5 protein-coding genes are annotated in these 4735 nt (G+C 40.8%); all 5 read right to left on the reverse strand.

All coding sequences use genetic code 11. The annotated features are described in order from the left end of the window. Positions 1-451 precede the first annotated feature (451 nt). On the reverse strand, positions 452-931 hold the full coding sequence (locus tag L990_RS16545) for a hypothetical protein (RefSeq protein ID WP_047451741.1): 480 nt from the start codon (positions 929-931) through the stop codon (positions 452-454). 55 nt (positions 932-986) lie between these two features. Then, a complete protein-coding gene (locus L990_RS20540) occupies positions 987-1109 on the reverse strand; it encodes a hypothetical protein (RefSeq protein WP_262480653.1) in 123 nt (40 codons plus the stop codon). Positions 1110-2016: 907 nt separating this feature from the next. Next, the gene (locus L990_RS16550) at positions 2017-2358 is read right to left on the reverse strand and encodes a hypothetical protein (protein WP_047451743.1); all 342 of its coding nucleotides are present in this window, start codon (positions 2356-2358) and stop codon (positions 2017-2019) included. Positions 2359-2707: 349 nt separating this feature from the next. Then, a complete protein-coding gene (locus L990_RS19475) occupies positions 2708-3079 on the reverse strand; it encodes a toxin-antitoxin system YwqK family antitoxin (RefSeq protein ID WP_052181104.1) in 372 nt (123 codons plus the stop codon). 310 nt (positions 3080-3389) lie between these two features. After that, on the reverse strand, positions 3390-3854 hold the full coding sequence (locus tag L990_RS16565; RefSeq protein ID WP_156121654.1) for a hypothetical protein: 465 nt from the start codon (positions 3852-3854) through the stop codon (positions 3390-3392). Positions 3855-4735 lie beyond the last annotated feature (881 nt).

The following is a 4735-nucleotide window of genomic DNA, read 5'->3' on the forward strand; positions in this document are numbered from 1 at the left end:
GTCTGATACGGGGAAAGTGTTAAGAAACCTCGAAGTGCATTTTGCCAAACTGGCAGTATAAAAAACAAAGCGCAGCCGTGGTGGCTGCGCCTATATATGCTTTACTGACTTTCCGTTCTATTGCGGTTAAAGACCGCCTCTTATGTTCGACGCATTTGCAACCAAAGCAAAGCGAGCTCAGCGCTAGCTAAAATGCGCCGAGCCTTGTACATTTAATTAAAACTACGGCCAACGGAGGTCTCGTACGCTTATACTACGGCGAGCGGAGCGTTAATGTTCTCCTTCATTGTTGAAAACCGCTTTCTTTGGCCATTGCTCCAAGCAGACCGAGATCTAGAAAAGGGGCAATCGTGCCTATAAAACTATTAATTCCAAGAGATGTGATCCTTTAATATTACTAAATACGCTTAACTTGACGGTTATGAGCTCCTGCTTCTGCCGAACAGATTGTTTATGAGCCACCTTGTGAACTAATCCACCTAAGTGTTGACAGGAGTTTTTTTCTTATAGCATTTTGACCATACCGAAACTCAATAGCATCCATGCAACTAAAATCACCTTTATCTCCATTTTTTAAAGGATGATTCAAATCTGTAGCATTCAGCCATAAATCAATAGCAGGATTCCCTATTTTAATAAAATAGCTAGTCCCGAAAAGAAATGCCATAAATTTTAAAATATCATCATCGAGATTGTAATTCATAGTTCTTAAATTCAAATATGCTTCTTTAATTGCCTTAATATCAAAATGCTCTACTTGTATTTCGTTGGATAAATTTCCATAATCAGCATTTTTTTCAAATACTCTATCAATCCATTTTTTTAAATCAACCCATCCATTAGGTATTTGACTATGATATTGCTTTAGATATTCCTCTAAAGCAATAAAGATGTATTCATTGTTCCTATAAATGCATACCGATTTTACCATGAGATAATATTTATTGAACCCTTAATAGCCCTATTTACTGTTGCTTGTTCAAAAATCACAAAATTTGTATTCCACCATGTGCACCATAAAATTTAATGCCTGAATAACCTTTTCTTTTTGCCCAAATAGCAACTTCTTGAGTGTATTCATATGCATTAGTTATCCCTGAAAGTTTCATTTGCTCAAAGGTTGTACCCCGCTCGCCGTAGTCTACATCAGCGCACTAGGCTGGGCGAAGATTAGCTTTGCTGAGCTCGCACTTCGTGCTCGGTTGCGTCTTCGTCCTTGCTAAGCACCAGCCACCCGACCGCCATCCAAATGTAGCAAAAAAGCAAAACGCAGCCCTGGCTGGTAGCGACAGCATTCTGCTGTTTTCTTCCCGCTACTTTTTTGGCGCAAAAAAGTAGCACAAAAAACAGGGCGAAAATTAACTCGCACCGTCGGCTTTTTGGAGAAAAGTAGCAGAACGATTCCGGTTTATGATTTTGGTTAAGGACGACCTACCGAGCGTTGCTCAAACAAATATTTTCGCCGTTGGCTGTGTGGCTAACGCCACAATTGTTTACGGATGGTAACTTAGCGACTTCTTGTACGACAGTGGCCGAATGTAGCTGGTCAAGTGTATCCCAGCGAAGCCCTCCTCAACGCTGTCGTCCCGGCGTAGGCCTTCTCAACGCTGTCATCCCGGCGAAGGCCGGAACCGTAGCGCAGCGAAGTTCGACGAAGTCAATCTCCTACATACTGCACATGCCCTCCTTTTCTATTAGCATTTCTGCCAGCTCGCAGGAGATCCCGTGACCAGCACGGGATGACACGCTTTTTGGATCGTTCGTATTGTAGCCGGGCTCATAGGTTCGGTGTTCCTTCGGTCTGATACGGGGAAAGTGTTAAGAAACCTCGAAGTGCATTTTGCCGAACTGGCAGTATAAAAAAACAAAGCGCAACCGTGGAGGCTGCGCTGTTATGTGGTTTAATGGCGGTCAAAGACCGCTACTTATTTTCGACATAGTCGCAGGCTATGCCGAGCCTTGTGCGTTTGATCTAAACTACTGCTAGCGTGTGTACTACGCTTGACTCGTCTTGTTTTATTCGTCTACTTTGTTTTGCAAATCTTCCTCCCATACATATTCAATTTTACATTTGCTATCTGAAAAAAGTATAAATTCAGATCTATTCCATTTTTTATAGTTAGGATGTTCATTTGTCAATTTATACAGTTTTAAAACTTCGAAACTACATTTGAAAGCATTTTCCAATTTTGTATTTTTCGTTGCTCCATTTTCATACAGAAACGTAAGATTAAATTCTACAGTATTACCTATTACCATAAGTTTTAAAGATGCAGACTGCCATTTATCATCTAATTCAGACAATACAATATATCTTGCAATTGCATTAAATATTTCCTTTTCCTCTGTAGTTAGCATAATATTAGTTGTTTGGAAAGGTTCTTGTTGTTATTTTACCATCAATCCAATAATCAACTTCAAAACCAATCGGACGCTGAGAAGTTCTCCGCTAAGCGTAGCGTCCTCGCTACGCTTCGTTTGGCGCGGCCTCGGGCCGCAACTTATGCCCGGTTACCTCTTCGTCCTTGCTAAATAGCGGTCTCCCGACCTCCATCCAAAAATAGCAAAAAAGCAAAATGCAGCGGTGGTGGCTGCGCTGTTATATATTTTAATGGCGGTCAAAGACCTCTACTTAAGTTCGACATAGTCGCAACCGAAGCACGAAGTGCGAGTTCAGCGTAGCTAAACTATGCCGAGCCTTGCGCGTTTACTCTACAACAAGCGATGGATATTGCTTTATCAATTCCCCTTTTTCATTGTATCTTTTACTCCAAATTCTCTTTCCCATATCATATTCTCCCTCAAAACGCAATACCCCATTTTCATGCCATTCCATGCATTTACCATGAGGATTGTTATTTGAAAAATATTGCTCTGACAACAATTGACCAGACTGATACCATTTTTTTTGAATACCTTCCTGATAGCCATTTATAAAATTACCTTCAGATGCAAGTAGGTCATTTGGAAACATCTGATAAGCACAACCAGTATAAGGTACTTCCTCAAAAGTATAGTACCATGCTCCAACTCCATCTTGTTTAAAGTCAAGATTATTAATATCTATTCCTTTAATCATTTCCTATTACTTTAATACCGTCACCCCGCTCGCCGTAGTCTACATCAGCGAACGAGGCTGGGCGGAGATTAGCTTCGCTGAGCTCGCACTTCGTGCTCGGTTGTGTCTTCGTCCTTGCTAAGTAGCGGTCTGCAGACCGCCATCCAAAAGTAGCAAAAAAGCAAAGCGCAGCCGTGGTGGCTGCGCTGTTATGTATTTTAATGGCGGTCAAAGACCGCTTCTTAAGTTTAACGACATTGCAACCGTAGCGAAACTCGGCGTTAGCCAAATGCCGAGCCCCGAGTGTTTACTGTACGGCGAGCGGGGAAAGTTACAATTTAGTTTCAGGATTACAGTTGTCAATATTTGATTTAAATTTATCAAGATATATTTTCATTTCATTTTTCCAAATTTCAGATACCAAATTATCATATTGATAGTTTTCCAATATTTTTCTTGAGTAATTATAGAATATTATTTCGAAATCAGTTTTAATTAAAACTAAACTTTCTTTTTGACCATCGTAAATATGTATTTCTAGTTCATTTGAATTTATATCCCGACCAATTTTATTACATAAATTCAATTTGTCCTCCCAGTCCATTTCTTCATAATAATTAAACCAAGCATTTTCCTCTCCAAAACTGCTACTATTAACTAATTTTGAAAGGTAAAAAGGGAATTTGGATACCTTTAAGTATCTAAAAAAACTACTTAAAATTGGATTAAGTGGTTCAAATATAATTTGAATCCCATTTTGGCATGTTGTGTCTTTACGCATGTAATATTTTCTCATTTATACATTTTATTCAAACCAAAAACTTGTTACTTTTCCTTTTTTTGTTGTAAACAGAATTTTATATCCTTTAGAAGTTAATCCTAGCGATGGATTTCCTATTGGAAAATACCACGATTCTTGTTTGCAGCATCTTGTAATGCTTCTTTAAGGGCTTTCTCTAGCTTGATATCAGTCCAAATCCCCCCGCTCGCCGTAGTCTACATCAGCGCACTAGGCTGGGCGAAGATTAACTTCGCTGAGCTCGCACTTCGTGCTCGGTTGTGTCTTCGTCCTTGCTAAGTAGCGGTCTCCCGACCGCCATCCAAATGTAGCAAAAAAGCAAAGCGCAGCTGAGGGTGGTAGCGACAGCATTTAGATGTTTTCTTCCCGCTACTTTTTTGGCGCAAAAAAGTAGCACAAAAAACAGGGCGGAAATTAACTCGCACCGTCCGCTTATAGGTACTTAGATTTTTGGAAAAAGGTAGCAGAACGATTCCTGTTTACGATTTTGGTTACGTTCGACCTGCCGAGCGTTGCTCAAACAAATATTTTTGCCGTTGGCTGTGTGGCTAACGCCACAATTCTTTGCGGGTAGGTGCTTAGCGACTTTTTGTACAATAGTGGCCGAAGATGGCTGGTGCTTCTTTTAGCAATGATGCGTGTAAAGCTTCCTCTAAGCTGCTAATATCCATATCCGGCAAATTTTATCCGGCAGCGAAGGCTATAAATCCAGAATATTCCCCATCCGTAATAAAAGTGGCGAAGCCACACCATCCCCGTCGAGGGTTAGCTCCGCAAGCGTCGCTGAGCTTCGCTTCGCTACGGTTCTGTCTGAAGCGGGCGGAGCAACCACAACATATCTAATAAGAATCGGATAAGCGCGCGTGCCAAGCGGCTTA

The organism is Alistipes sp. ZOR0009 (genome assembly GCF_000798815.1).
In the GTDB taxonomy this organism is placed as follows: domain Bacteria; phylum Bacteroidota; class Bacteroidia; order Bacteroidales; family ZOR0009; genus Acetobacteroides.